This window comes from Micromonospora sp. KC723 (genome assembly GCF_004348595.1).
GTDB lineage: Bacteria > Actinomycetota > Actinomycetes > Mycobacteriales > Micromonosporaceae > Micromonospora.
Map to the genome: position 1 here is coordinate 1 of NZ_SMKD01000150.1, position 12,422 is coordinate 12,422.

13 protein-coding genes and 1 riboswitch are annotated in these 12,422 nt (G+C 74.2%); of the genes, 7 read left to right on the forward strand and 6 right to left on the reverse strand.

All coding sequences use genetic code 11. The features are described from left to right. Positions 1-237 precede the first annotated feature (237 nt). On the reverse strand, positions 238-729 hold the full coding sequence (locus E1165_RS24375) for a DUF3145 domain-containing protein (RefSeq protein ID WP_132394080.1): 492 nt from the start codon (positions 727-729) through the stop codon (positions 238-240). A 317-nt stretch (positions 730-1,046) separates the two neighbouring features. Here E1165_RS24375 and E1165_RS24380 point away from each other — a divergent pair, with 317 nt between their 5' ends. Beyond that, positions 1,047-1,376 carry a hypothetical protein gene (locus E1165_RS24380; RefSeq protein WP_132267722.1) on the forward strand — a complete coding sequence of 110 codons (330 nt, stop codon included), beginning with the start codon at positions 1,047-1,049 and terminating at the stop codon, positions 1,374-1,376. 157 nt (positions 1,377-1,533) lie between these two features. On the opposite strand, the gene E1165_RS24385 is transcribed toward E1165_RS24380, so the two are convergent. Beyond that, a complete protein-coding gene (locus E1165_RS24385; RefSeq protein ID WP_132394081.1) occupies positions 1,534-2,148 on the reverse strand; it encodes a carbonic anhydrase in 615 nt (204 codons plus the stop codon). Between the two features lie 146 nt (positions 2,149-2,294). On the opposite strand from E1165_RS24385, the gene E1165_RS24390 reads away from it, so the two are divergent. The 4 genes from E1165_RS24390 to E1165_RS24405 all read left to right on the forward strand — a co-directional run bounded on the left by E1165_RS24390 (position 2,295) and on the right by E1165_RS24405 (position 7,995). Then, the gene (locus E1165_RS24390) at positions 2,295-3,233 is read left to right on the forward strand and encodes an alpha/beta fold hydrolase (RefSeq protein ID WP_132394090.1); all 939 of its coding nucleotides are present in this window, start codon (positions 2,295-2,297) and stop codon (positions 3,231-3,233) included. 208 nt (positions 3,234-3,441) lie between these two features. Continuing rightward, positions 3,442-5,556: an AAA family ATPase gene (locus E1165_RS24395; protein ID WP_132394082.1), complete on the forward strand. Its 2,115-nt coding sequence runs from the start codon at positions 3,442-3,444 to the stop codon at positions 5,554-5,556. 200 nt (positions 5,557-5,756) lie between these two features. Next, positions 5,757-6,671: a cation diffusion facilitator family transporter gene (locus E1165_RS24400; protein ID WP_132394083.1), complete on the forward strand. Its 915-nt coding sequence runs from the start codon at positions 5,757-5,759 to the stop codon at positions 6,669-6,671. A 130-nt stretch (positions 6,672-6,801) separates the two neighbouring features. After that, positions 6,802-6,933: riboswitch (cyclic di-AMP (ydaO/yuaA leader) on the forward strand. A 3-nt stretch (positions 6,934-6,936) separates the two neighbouring features. Continuing rightward, complete coding sequence (locus E1165_RS24405) at positions 6,937-7,995, forward strand: hypothetical protein (RefSeq protein ID WP_132394084.1); 1,059 nt, start codon at positions 6,937-6,939, stop codon at positions 7,993-7,995. Positions 7,996-8,065: 70 nt separating this feature from the next. On the opposite strand, the gene E1165_RS24410 is transcribed toward E1165_RS24405, so the two are convergent. Beyond that, on the reverse strand, positions 8,066-8,533 hold the full coding sequence (locus E1165_RS24410; protein ID WP_132394085.1) for an SRPBCC family protein: 468 nt from the start codon (positions 8,531-8,533) through the stop codon (positions 8,066-8,068). A gap of 269 nt (positions 8,534-8,802) precedes the next feature. Continuing rightward, entirely contained in the window at positions 8,803-9,165 is a 363-nt protein-coding gene (locus E1165_RS24415; RefSeq protein ID WP_132394086.1) for an STAS domain-containing protein, read from the reverse strand. 330 nt (positions 9,166-9,495) lie between these two features. Here E1165_RS24415 and E1165_RS29215 point away from each other — a divergent pair, with 330 nt between their 5' ends. Both E1165_RS29215 and E1165_RS24420 read left to right on the forward strand, forming a co-directional pair. After that, positions 9,496-9,639, forward strand: coding sequence for a hypothetical protein (locus tag E1165_RS29215; RefSeq protein ID WP_165945317.1), 144 nt, complete (start codon positions 9,496-9,498; stop codon positions 9,637-9,639). A gap of 233 nt (positions 9,640-9,872) precedes the next feature. Next, the gene (locus tag E1165_RS24420) at positions 9,873-10,277 is read left to right on the forward strand and encodes a hypothetical protein (protein ID WP_132394087.1); all 405 of its coding nucleotides are present in this window, start codon (positions 9,873-9,875) and stop codon (positions 10,275-10,277) included. Between the two features lie 134 nt (positions 10,278-10,411). On the opposite strand, the gene E1165_RS24425 is transcribed toward E1165_RS24420, so the two are convergent. Further along, a complete protein-coding gene (locus E1165_RS24425) occupies positions 10,412-10,939 on the reverse strand; it encodes a cellulose binding domain-containing protein (RefSeq protein ID WP_132394088.1) in 528 nt (175 codons plus the stop codon). A 162-nt stretch (positions 10,940-11,101) separates the two neighbouring features. Further along, positions 11,102-12,422, reverse strand: a 1,321-nt coding sequence (locus E1165_RS24430; RefSeq protein ID WP_132394089.1) for a hypothetical protein, incomplete at its 5' end; no start/stop codon positions are given.

Consider the following 12,422-nt stretch of genomic DNA (forward strand, 5'->3'; position numbering starts at 1 on the left):
GGCTCGGCGCGGTCGTCGAGGGGGACGGGCTCGGCGCGGGTCGGGGCTGCCCCGCGCCCGTGCACCCGGGGAGGAGCAACGCGGTCAGGGCGGTGAGAGCGACGCCGGCACGTCGCGGGGAAATCGGCACGCGCCCCATCAAACCCGGCGTCGAGTGGCCCCGGCAACCTGGGCCGGTGCGCCCGGCGCGTCGGGCGTGCCGGTTCGCGCCCGGCTGTCCGGGTGGGCGTCCCCGGCTCAGCCGACCCGGGTGAGCAGGGTCACCGGCGCGCCGTCGCCGGCGTGCCGGTAGGGCTCCAGCTCGACGTCCCAGGGGGTGCCGAGCGCCTTGTCGAGGGCGTGCGCGAGCGCCTCCGGAGCGCGGGCGGCGGCCATGATGCCGCGCAGGCGGTCCTCGCCGAGCTGGATGTCCCCGGCCGCGCCGACGGTGGCCCGGAACAGGCCGCGACCGGGCACGTGCATGAAGCGCTCCCCGTCGGCACCCGGGCTGGGTTCCTCGGTCACCTCGAAACGGATCATGGGCCACTGCCGGAGGGCAGCAGCCAGCTCGGCGCCCGTCCCCGGGCGACCGGTCCACCCGCACTCGGCCCGGCGTGCGCCGGGATCGACGGGCTGAGCCGTCCACTGCAGGTTGACCGGCGCGGCGAGGACGCGCGCGATCGCCCACTCGACGTGTGAGCACACGGCGAGCGGGGTCGAGTGGACGTATACGACGCCACGCGTTGGCACGGTGACCTCCCGGAGAGCGAGGTGCGTCTTCCCCTACGACCTCGACCACCCGGGTGGCTTCTGCAACACATGATGACTGGTGTGACGGATGGTGCGCCAGGGAATCGGGAAATCCCCGACCAGGAAATAGCCGGCGACCGGACCCGGTTGTGCCCGTCGGACAGGCACGGTGACCAGCCAGGCGTCGTGCTCGTGTACAGTTCTCTGGGCGGTTCTGTGCCGCCGCACATCTTCGCGGGCCGAGGCTCATCCGGGCGTCACCCGCATCAGCCCCCGGGCGGTTCCCGTCCTCCCGTACGTCTGCAAGGAGTACCTCCGTGGCGAGCAACACCTCTAAGACCGCGCGCGCGTCAGTCCGGGCCGGCCAGGCTGGCCAGGGTGGCGCCCTCAGCGTGCTGGGCGAGTTCAAGTACCTCATCCCGCTCAACGGCGGCAAGCACGCCTACGTGCGCAACCTGACTAACGGCAAGACCGCGCACCTGCGCACCGACTCCGAGGCGTTCGTCGAGGAGATCCGGGTGCTGGCCGCCGCCGGCCACGCCGCCAAGATCCGCGCCGAGATCAACAACCTCGCCGCGGCCCACCCGGACCACGGCTGGGACAAGACCGAGAAGCGTCTCGTCGAGGCCGGCGTCTTCGAGGGCTGAGCCCTCCCCGAGGCACACCGCGACCGCCCGCCGGGGTCACCCGGCGGGCGGTCGCGCGTCGTGATCCACTCCGGTCGCGCGGTACTGCGGCGTCAGCCCGCCGGAGACTCCCACCTGCCGCAACCCGCGACCCCGGGCTCGCTCCGGGTCGGCCGGATCAGCGGTCGAGGAGGGCCACCTCGCCGGTGGCCAGGTCGTAGAGGGCACCGACGACGTCCACCGCTCCCGCCGTGACCGGCCCGGCGAGCAGGTCGTCGGCGCGCAGCGCGGCCACCGTGCGCAGCACGTGCCGGCGTACCGCCATCGGGTGCACCCCCGGGTCGGCCAGGCCCACCTCGGTCACCGCCGGGGCTATCTGGTCCACCACGTACGCCAGCGCGCCGCCGGGCCGCTCGCCGCCGCGCAGGGTGTCCACCGCGGCGGCGACCGCGCCGCAGCGCTCGTGCCCGAGCACCATCACCAGCGGCACCCCGAGCCGATCCACCGCGTACTCGACGGAGCCGCGCACCGCCCGGTCGAGCACGTGGGCACCGGTACGGATCACACAGATCGATCCGAAGGTCTGGTCGAAGATCGCCTCCAGCGGCACCCGGGAGTCGACACAGCCCAGCAGGACGGCGTACGGCTGCTGGTCACCGGAGGCCACGGCCGCGGCGGCGGTGACGTCGTGCCCGTGCACCGGCCGGCCGCTGACGAACCGCCGGTTGCCGGCGAGCAGCTCGGCCAGGGCCGCCCGGGGTGTCCGCCCCGTGGTGGGGCGCGGAACGGTCATGTACCCAGCCTGGTCACCGATCCGGCCTCGTGGGGTCGGGTTGGGAACTTCTCACCGGCACGGTTGGCGTGGTCTCATGACGGGTAGCCGGTTGTTACCGCCGGGTTACGCCGGTGTGGAGTTCCGGGGTGGCCTGGGAGGTGACGATGCCGGAACGGCGGGAGGTACGGCTCCCCGACGGCGTACGCCTGCGCGTCGAGGTGGCAGGGCCGGCGGACGCGAGGGTCACCGCGGTCCTGCTGCACGGCTGGACGCTGGACGGGCGGGTCTGGCACCGCCAGGTGGCCGACCTGCGGGAGCGCTTCGGCGAGCGGGTGCGGGTGGTCACCTTCGACGCCCGGGGGCACGGCCGGTCGAGTTGCATGGCGTTGCGGACGGCCACCCTGGCCCAGCTCGGCGACGACCTGGCCGCGGTGCTGGACGAGGTGGCACCGACCGGCCCGGTGGTGCTGGTCGGGCACTCGATGGGCGGGATGACCCTGATGGAGTACGCGCACCGGCACCCGGCGCACTTCGCCGCCCGCACCGCCGGGCTGGTCTTCGTCTCCACCACGGCGGAGGGGCACACGCACACGGCGTACGGACTGTCGCCCCGGGTCGCCCGACTGATCCGGATCGCCGAGACCACCGGGGCCGGGGTGCTGGCCCGCTGCGGATCCTGGCGCCCGCCCCGGGCACTGCTGCGCGCGTTGCGCCCGAGCATCCGCTGGATGCTCTTCGGCGACCGCTGCGACCCGGCCGACATCCGGCTGGTCACCTCGGCGGTGGCCCGTGCCTCGTTGCGCTCGATCGGCGGCTTCCGCGCCTCGATCGGCGCGCAGCACCGGCTGGACACCCTGGCCGAGCTGGCTGACCTTCCGGCGGCGGCGCTGGTCGGCGACCGGGACCGGCTCACCCCGCCGCCGTGCGCGGAGTCGATCGCGGCGGCCCTGCCGGTGACCGAGCTGATCGTCTGCCCCGGTGCCGGGCACATGCTGATGCTGGAACGCCCCGACGAGGTGAACGCCGCCCTGTCCGCGGTGCTGCACCGGGTCCTGGCCGGCACGTCGGTTCCCGAGGCACTCCCCTCCCCCGGGGCCCGTTGACCGAGAGGCTCGGTCACCCCGCGCCGGGACGGAGCGCGCCGCCGCCGGCCGCCAGGACGGGGGCCGCCGGCACCGCCCGGGGTGGGGCGGGGTGGTCGAGGTCGCGGGAAGCGGCCCGGGCTGGGCGTGCCCTGGTGGCCTGCCCGTACCCTCATTGCGCCTGGCGTGCGCCCGCGTCCGGCGCCGCCGTCGCACAGGAGCCCTCACGTTGACCGACCAGACGACCCTGGAGCAGGAGATCGCCGTCGAGCAGCGGCACCTCGACCGGGTGTACGCCCGGCTGGCCGAGCTGCGACGCTCGGCCGCGCTGGCCGAGAAGGAGGGCTACCGGCTGGCCCGGGTGGGTACCTTCGGCGCGCTGGTCGAGCGGGACGCGATGGTCTTCCACGCCGCGCAGCGGCGGTACGTGCTGGACGCCGAGCACGAGGGGCTGGTCTTCGGCCGGCTCGACCTGCGCACCGGCCAGGTGCTGCACGTGGGGCGGCTCGGGGTGCGCGGCGTCGACGCCGAGACCCTGGTGGTCGACTGGCGGGCCCCGGCCGCCGCCGCCTTCTACCAGGCCACCCCGGCGGAACCGCTGGGCGTCGTGCGCCGGCGCACGATCCAGTCCTCCGGTGAGAAGGTCACCCGGATCGAGGACGACCTGCTGGATCCGGAGGCGGCTCCGGCCGACATGGCGGTGGTCGGCGACGGGGCACTGCTGGCGACCCTCTCCCGCGCCACCGGTCGAGGGATGCGGGACATCGTCGCCACCATCCAGCGGGAGCAGGACGAGGCGATCCGCTCTCCCGGCTCCGGGGTCACGATCGTGTCGGGCGGCCCGGGGACCGGCAAGACGGCTGTGGCGCTGCACCGGGCGGCGTACCTGCTCTACTCCGACCGCAGCCGGTACGCCGGTGGCGGCATCCTGGTGGTCGGGCCGTCGGCGGTCTTCGTGGAGTACATCGCCTCGGTGCTGCCCTCGCTCGGTGAGGAGACCGCCACCCTGCACTCGCTCGGCTCGCTCTTTCCCGGACTGTCGGCGACCCGGACCGATCCGCCGGAGGTGGCGGCGGTGAAGGGCACGCTGCGGATGCGCCGGGTGCTGGAACGCGCGGTCCGCGACGCGGTCCCCGACGGGCCGGACGAGTTGCGCCTGCTCTACCGGGGTGGGCTGCTCCGGCTGGAGCGCCGGGAGCTGGACGGCATCCGGGACCGGACGCTGTCGCGGGGCGCCCGGCGCAACGAGGTGCGCCGGGCCGCCTTCGACGCCGTGCTCGTCGCGCTGTACGCGCAGGCCCGCCGGCTGGAGATCCCCCGCCTGCCGGAGCAGCCCGCCTTCGAGGACGAGATCATCGAGCGGCCGGAGTTCCGCGAGTTCCTCAAGGCCTGGTGGCCGCGGCTGCACCCCCGGCACGTGCTGGGCTGGCTGGCCCGGCCGGCGCGGCTGCGCCGGTACGCCGGCGGTGTCCTCTCCCGCGCCGAGACCACGTTGTTGTCCGGGGCGTACCGGTCGTTGGCGACGGACGGGCTGACGGTGGCCGACATCGCCTTGCTGGACGAGCTGGACGAGCTGCTGGGCAAGCCGGTGCGGGCCGCGAAGCCGAAGCGCGACCCGTTCCAGCTCGCCGGTGGGGTACGCGAGCTGAGCACCTTCGCCGACCGGCAGCGGGTTGCCCGGGCGGCGGCCCGGGAGCGGCCGGAGGACTACCGCGAGTACGCGCACGTGGTGGTGGACGAGGCGCAGGACGTCTCCCCGATGCAGTGGCGGATGGTGGGCCGACGCGGGCGGCTGGCCTCCTGGACGGTGGTGGGCGACCCGGCGCAGACCGCGTGGTCCGGCGACCCGCAGGAGCTGGACCGGGCGCGGGACCAGGCGCTGGGCCGGCGCCGGCGGCATCGGTTCACCCTCACCACCAACTACCGGAACTCGGCGGAGATCTTCGCGGTGGCGGCGGCGGAGATCCGTCGGCTGCACCCGGACCTGCCGCTGCCCACGGCGGTCCGGTCGACCGGGGTGGACCCGGTCGCGCTGACCGTTCCGGCGGCCGAGCTGGCCGGCACGACGGCGGAGGCGGTGGCGGCGCTGCTGGCCGAGGTGGAGGGCACCGTCGGTGTGATCACGCCGGTGCCGCGCCGTGACGAGGTGGCCGGCTGGTTGGACGGGCGCGGCGGCGCGCGCCTCCAGGTGGTGACCAGCCTCCAGGCCAAGGGCATGGAGTACGACGGGGTGGTGCTGGTCTGCCCGGGTGAGATCCGGGCCGAGCCCTCCGGTGTCCGGACCCTCTACGTCGCCCTCTCCCGGGCGACCCAGCGCCTCACCACCGTCGAGCCGGTGGGCTGAACCGCCCCGGCGGCACCGGCCGCCGGGAACGTCCGGGGTGGGCGGGTTGGTGGGGCGGAGTCCGGGGAAACCGCCGGGAAGCCGTGGGTCCCGGCGACCGGCGGTGGGACCGGGGCGTCGCCCGCCGTTCACTTGCATACATAGCGATGTGAGCATAGATTTAGGCCTCGGTCCGGTCCGGCGACGGAAGGTGCGGGGACGTGGGCGCAGGGCATGACCACCACGGGGCGGTCGCGAACGCGGCGCAGCGCCACCGGGGCCGACTCTGGGCGGCCTTCATCCTGCTTGCCGTGTTCATGCTGGTCGAGGGGGTGACCGCCCTCGCCACCGGTTCGTTGGCGCTGCTCTCCGACGCCGGGCACATGTTCACCGACGTGCTCGGCATCGGCATGGCCCTGGCCGCCATCGCCGCCACCCGGCGGGGCGAGCGGGACCCGCAGCGCACCTTCGGGCTCTACCGGCTCGAGGTGCTCGCCGCGCTCGGCAACGCCCTCCTGCTCAGCGGCGTGGCCGTCTACGTGCTGATCGAGGCGGTACGCCGGTTCGGCGACCCGCCCGAGGTCCGGACCGGGCCGATGCTGGCGGTCGCCGTGCTGGGCCTGCTCGCCAACGTGGTCGCGTTCGCCCTGCTGCGCGAGGGGGCCCAGGAGAGCATCAACCTGCGTGGGGCGTACCTGGAGGTGCTGGGCGACCTGCTCGGCTCGCTCGGCGTGATCGGTGCCGCGCTGCTGATCACCGTCAGCGGGTGGTGGTGGGCCGACCCGGCGGTGGCGGTGGCGATCGGCCTGTTCATCCTTCCCCGAACCTGGCGGCTGGGCCGCGCGGCCGTACGCATCCTCGTGCAGGCCGCGCCCGAGCATCTCCAGGTGACCGCGGTGCACGACCGGCTGACCGCCGTCCCCGGTGTCGCCGAGGTGCACGACCTGCACGTCTGGACGCTCACCTCGGGGATGGAGGTGGCCTCGGCGCACCTGATTATGTGCCCGGACGCCGAGGTCGGCGCGGTGCTCGCCGCCGCCCGCAGCGCGCTGCACGAGGACTTCCACATCGACCACGCCACGCTCCAGATCGAGCCGGGCGTGGCACCGGGGGCGTGCGGCCGGGTCGAGTGGTAGGACAATTAGTCGATTTACCCTTTTTCTCAGGATTATCTCCCGTACCGTCAGTCACGAACCGGGCATCCGTCCCACCGGTACCGGTAGTCTCGGTTCCGGCCTCCGCCCAGGCGGCACCCGACGGTGCCGGCGGCGGCCGCCGCCTAAACGCCCGCCCGGGCGTGCCGGGGAACCAGGTACCTGGGGTGCATCCGCGCCAGCGGTAGGGATCTTCCGTCCCGAACCCGTCAGCTAACCCGGTCGGCGGCTGACGGAAGGAATGTGAATGCACGTACGACGTACCACCGCCCGACTGGCCGCCGCGGTCGTCGCGGCGCTCGCCGTCGGCCTGTCCTCGGCTCCCACGCCGGTGACCGCCGCCCCACCCGCCACCCGGCTCGCCGCCCCGAGCGGCGACGACGAGGGTGGCACCCCGGCGTTGCGCGCCCAACTCGACGCCGCCAGCAAGGGCTGGCTCGACGCCAAGGCCGCCCTGGAACGCTCCACCCGGCGCCAGCAGGAACTCAACAACCAGCTCAAGACCGTCGAAACGGAGCTGGCCCAGCGCAGCAGCAAGGTCGGCGAGATCGCCGGGGTGGCGTACCGGACCGGCCGACTCGGCCCCGTGTCTGCGCTGCTCAGCAGCGGCTCGCCGGAGAGTTTCCTGGACCGGGCCGCGGCGTTGGCGACGGTCGCCAGCAAGGAGGACCGGGAACTGCGCGACCTCCTGAAGACCAAGGAGGAGGTCACCCGCACCCGCGCGACGCTGGCCACGGAGATCGTGGAGCAACGCAAGCAGATCACCATCATGGACAAGCGCAAGCAACAGGCCGAACGGGCACTGGAGGTGGCCGCCTCCGCGCAGTCCGCCCCCCGGGCCACCAGCAGCGCTCCACGGGGCACCTCCCGGTCCAATGCCAGGTCCGCGCCACGCAACTCCGACGGATCCTTCCCGCCGGAGTCGTGCAGCGTCAACGACCCCACCCCGGCCAACGGCTGCATCACGCCCCGGATGCTCAACGCCCTGCAACAGACCCAGGCCGCCGGTTTCACCCGGTACGTCTCCTGCTACCGCCCCGGCGGGTCCGGCGAGCACCCGAAGGGGCGAGCCTGCGACTTCGCCGCGCAGAAGAGCGGCTTCGGCGGGGACGCGACCGGCGGCGACCGGACGTACGGGGACAACCTGGCCGCGTTCCACGTCCGCAACGCCGACCGGCTCGGCGTGCTCTACGTGATCTGGTACCGGCAGATCTGGCTACCGAGCAGCGGCTGGAAGTCGTACAGCGGGGCGAACGGCGACCCGTCCAGCGACCACACCAACCACGTGCACCTGTCGGTGTACTGACCCGCACCACGACGCGGGGCCCGTCCGGGTGGACGGGCCCCGCGCGCGTTCCCGAACCCCGTCGACGGGGTCAGCCGCCGACCGGCCCGCCGTCGGAGAGCCGGTCCAGCACCTCGCCGAGGCGGCCGGCCAGCCCAAGATGGGCGGCGCGGGCCTGGCGGAACGCGTACCCGAACAGCGGCGCCGGGGCGGCCAGGGTGATCTCCACGTCGATCCGCAGCAGGCCGTCCTCCTCACGGAGGCGGGTGTGGTTGCGTACGGTCGTTCCGGGCTGCTGCCGGGCCTCGGTGAGGATCTCGTCGTCGGTGACCACCAGGACGTCGGCCTGGTAGGTGATCGGGAAATGCAGGGGGCCCAGTTCCAGCCGGTCGGTGATCGCGTAGCTGGCCCGGGCTCCGGGCCGGGGTGGCAGCTCACGTACCCGCAGGATCAGCGGATGCAGCTCCTCCTGCCGGGAGAGGTCGCTCAACAGCGCCACCGCGTCCGCCCGTGAGCAGTGCGCCCGCACCGTGTAGCTGAACGTCTCCCGCCGGACCACTCCGCCCCTCCCACCTGTCGTCGGTCGCCCGATCGTCCCGTATCGCGGACTTCGCTGGCAACGCGCGGTGGGTGAGGCGGAACCCGCCCCGCGGACGGGAGCAGGCCCGGGTACGACCGGTGGGTGGGCACGTGCGGGGCTCGCGCCCACGCCCCGGCTGACCGCGACCGCCAACCAGCGGCGACCAGCCGGAACTGTACCCGTAGCCGGGCCGGCTGGGGGCTGGCCGGCGCGGATCAGCGGGCGCAGACGCAACGAAGGGCCCGGGGTCAGGCGCCCGGCAGCACCTCGCGGGTCGCCGCGCCGGCGAAGTAGGGCTCCGGCGCGCCGAAGAGACCCAGCAGGCCGGTCACCCAGAGCTGCCGGTGCACGAACCGGCTCGGCTCGGTGACCACCAGCTTGACCCCGCTGACCTCGGCGGTCTGGAAACCGGCGACCATCGCGCTGATGCCCACGGAGTCGATGAAGGTGACGAGCCGCATGTTCAACTCGATGCGGGACGGACGGCCCTTCGCGAGCACCTCGGCGATCGCCTCACGTACCTCGTACGCGGTGTCGACGTCGATCTCCCCACGGGGAGCGATCTCGATGACACCACCCGGCAGAACCGATTTCACGATCGTCAGGCTCACGCGAGCACCTCCACTCGCCCGTTACGGGCGCCTCATCAGTACGCGGGCCGCGACCGAGAGTATTCCTCCAACGGCCTCGGTCGCCACCCCTCGGGATGAGCAATTCGCGGATCCAGCCGGATCGGACCGTCTTCACCGCATCGTTCCTGGTCATCTTCTCGTCGACGGGCGGCCCGTTCGGGCCGCCCCAACCGCCCCAGGGTAGCCGCCCCGGTCCACCCCCGGCCGGACCCGACGTTCCGGGCGAGCCCCGCGCCGGCCGGTTCCCCCGGGGTTGCCGGGGTTGCCTAGCCTGGGCGGCAGGAACCCACCACGACGAAGGGACTTCCGATGGTCAAGAGACTGCTCGGTCTGGCGGGTGTGGGTGCGCTGCTCGCCCTGGTGCTGGCCTGCGGCTTCGGCGGCGGGGACGATGACGACGATGACGACGGCGACGACTTCGCCCGCGGCGCCGCCGTGGTGCTGCTCCCCTGACGGCAGCGGTGCCGGCCGTGCCCGACCGCCGGCGACTCGCGCCGGGTCGCGGTGTTCCCTTCGCCGGACACCGCGATTCGGCGCAGCCGGCGACGGCTCACCGGCGGACGCCGGAGGCCCGCGGTTTGGCACACCGGCCGGCGGGGCACTGGCCGTCAGAGGCGGACCGTGACGCGCCGTAGACATCGGCGTCCGACGTGGCCGCAGACTTCGCCACCCGAGGAGGCATCACCATGTTCGGCAGCAACCTGCTGGAGCGCCGCAGCAAGCCGGAACGGATCGCCGACCAGGCCTGGCAGCAGCTCCTCACCGCGGTGGGAGCGGCCGGCGACAGCGTCCGCGACGCCGCCACGTCGGTACGGGACGGCGCCCACCTCTCCGAGGCCGGCGAGCTGGTCGGCTCGACTGCGGACGAGGCCCGACGCCGCGCCACGCTCGCCTTCGACGCGCTCGCCGGCCGGCGCCCGGCACTGCCGTGGACGCTACTGATCAGCGCCGCGCTGGTCGGTGCGGCGATCGGCTGGGCCGCCGGCACCGCCGCCCGGGCCGCCGGCAGCCGGTTGGGACGCGAGGTGGAGGACATCGAGTTCGTCGACGTGGACCGGCCCAACTCCCCCGCCGCCGACCTGGACGGCTGAGCCCAGGTCGGACGCCGCGAGCATCTTGGCAACCACTCCGTCCGACCGGGACGGCAGATCGCTAAGATCACTCGCGTTCGTTCTCGCCATGAGCTTCTTGCTGTGCCCCGCCGGACGGTTGCCGGGGCGCCCGGTCAACGGAACCAGGCGGTGCAGGTGATCATGGTGGGCGTCGGGTTGGCGCCGGTCCAGCTGCCGCTGAAGCCGAAACTGGTGGTGCCGCCCGGGGCGAGGACGCGGTTCCAGTCCGCGTGCCCGACCCCCACCCGGTCTCCCTCCTGGCGGTGGATGCCGCCCCACAGGTGGGTGATCTGTTGCCCGTGCAGGTACCTCCAGACAACCGCCCAACCGACGGTGTGGGAGCCGCTGTTGTTGCGGATGTCCACCTGTGCGTAGAAGCCCTCCGGCCAGGAGCTGATCACCTGGTAGGTGGCCGTGCAGGCACCCGCCGGGACGGGCGTCGTCAGCGACGGGGTCGGGGCCGCGGGCGAGCTGGGCGACGGGCCGGGCGAGGTCGTCTTCGGGGCCGGCATGGCGACCGGGCGACCGCCGTACGGCTCGGCGGCGGCCGGTCCGGACGGTACGACGGCTATCTGGACGGCCACACTGGCCAGGGCGGCGGCGAGCACGGACGTGACCGCGCCGGCGAATCTGCTCCGCATCTGCGGTTCCTCTCGGGATGCCAGGCGAGCTGGGGTTGCGACGCCGCGCGGCGTCGACGGGTGCGGAGAGCTGCCCTGGCTCCCCGCCGGCACGCTGGCTCCCGCTGCCGAGGAAGAAGTCCACGGTAGCGGGCCGGACGGCAGCGGTGGAAGCCGTCCCGGTCAGCCCTTCGGGTCGAGGTGGTAGACCACCGCGTCGGCGACCTGCTCGCGCCGGATGCCCAGCCCGTCGACCGGGCGGCCGGCGGCGTCCCGCCACGGGGTCTCGGCGGCGTACCCGGGCAGCAGCACCACCGTTCGCACCCCCACCGAGCGCAGGTACGCCACCGAGGCGGCGTCCGGGAAACCGAGGCTCATGACCCGGATCCGCTCCTGGCTGGCCGGCACGAACGAGGCGAGACCGTTGACGGTGCGCGGGAAGCCGTCGGTGGACCAGAGCATCACGTGGTAGTCCCGCGCGCCGCCCAGCGGCAGCACCAGCACCGGGTCCGGTACGCCGCGCAGCGCGGCCGGCGCGGCCGGCACCGGCACGTGCGGCGTCCGGTTCACCCCCTCGGCCAGCACCAGCAGCAGCGGCAACACCAGCGCGGCCGACCCCCAGCGCCGCCAGCGCGGCCCGCGCGCCGGCCCGGCCTCGTGCACGGTCAACGCCCCGGCGGCGAGGATGCCGAGCAGCAGCGTCGTCCAGAGCACCAGCCGTCCGGGAGTGCGGATGCCGTCCCAGCCCGGCACGTGCCGCACCAGGGTGACGTAGCCGGGGTCGCCGTCCCCGCCGAAGGTGGTGCCCGCCGCCAGGGCCAGGCTGACCAGCACTCCCGCCGCCAACGCCAGCCGGTGCCGCAGCCGCCAGGCGGAGAAGACCAGCCCGGCCAGGGCGAGCGCACACAGCACCACCCCGGGCAGCAGGGTCATCTCCCCCGGGAAACCCAGCGTCGCCCTGGCCGCCTCGTGCCGCCCGCCCCACAGCCAGGACTCCGGCGGCGCGGTCAGGAAGCCCCGCAGCGGCGGGGAGAACATCTCGACCTGCGCCACCGTCCGCCGCCCGGCCGGGTGACGGGCCACCACCTCGAAGTAGGGCGCGGCCATCAGCAGGGTCACCCCCGCGAAGCCGGTAACCCCGGCCAGGTCCGCCAGGAGCAGCCCGGGCGGGAACGCCGGCCGGATCCCCCGCCGCCACCAGGACCGGACGTACCCGGCGGTGGCGGCCAGGGTCAGCAGCGCCAGAACGTACGCGAAGGGCAGGCCGACGCCGAAGCCGAGGGTGACCTGCCAGGCGGCGAGGGCCCAACCGGCACCCGCCCAGCCGGGGCGGACCCGGTCCGGACGGTACCCGTGCCGCAGCGACCAGCCGTGCCCCCGGGCGAGCATGGCCAGCGCCAGCGCGATACCGCCCACGCAGAGCACGTGCAGGTGCCCGGCCTGGGCCAGCTTCCAGGGCGCGTACGCGAACGACGCCCCGGCCACCGCGGCCCCCGCCCGCGCC